The sequence below is a fragment of the Streptomyces sp. NRRL WC-3549 genome (assembly GCF_000721935.1).
Lineage (GTDB): Bacteria > Actinomycetota > Actinomycetes > Streptomycetales > Streptomycetaceae > Streptomyces.
In genome coordinates this window covers 194,060-194,618 of record NZ_KL585423.1, presented here as the reverse complement: position 1 = coordinate 194,618, position 559 = coordinate 194,060, and the positions used below count along the sequence as shown (strand labels likewise).

The following is a 559-nucleotide window of genomic DNA, read 5'->3' as shown; positions in this document are numbered from 1 at the left end:
AGATGTGTATAAGAGACAGGCCACCGAGGCACCCAGCAGGTCCGCCTCGTGCGCGGTACGGGCGACGGCGGACTCGGAGCGGGTCTTCAGGGTCTGCGCGGCGGCGGCCGGGGAGGACACCATCGAGCGCAGCAGCGCGATCACCGACCACCACGCGATCCGGGCCTCCCGCTTCCCCTGCTCACCGGCCTCCGCGACCCGGTCACGGGCGTAGGCGATGGCGTCGTCGAGCAGCGCCCGGTAGGCCGGTGTCAGCTTGTACGGCTCGTCCTTCGTCCAGCGGTCCGAGGGGAAGGCGGTCCGCTCGGCCAGCGAGTCGTCGGTGAGACCGTCCTCCCTGGTGAGATAGGTGCGGACGTCGGCGCGCTTGCGGGCCACGAAGTGCTCGGCGAGCTTCGCCCGCCCCGCCGGTGACTCCAGGTCCAGGGTCGCCAGCTCGGGCCGTACCAGCCCCAGCAGGTTGCGGAAGGCGGACTCCTTGCCGGAGTGCGGGGTCGCCGTCAGCAGCAGCAGATGGCGGTCGGCGTCGGCGGAGACCTTCCGCAGCAGCTCGTAGCGG

1 pseudogene is annotated in these 559 nt (G+C 71.7%); it reads right to left on the bottom strand.

What is annotated here, in order from left to right:
• A pseudogene (locus tag IH13_RS0127285) lies at positions 1 to 559 on the bottom strand (helicase); the annotation flags it as partial.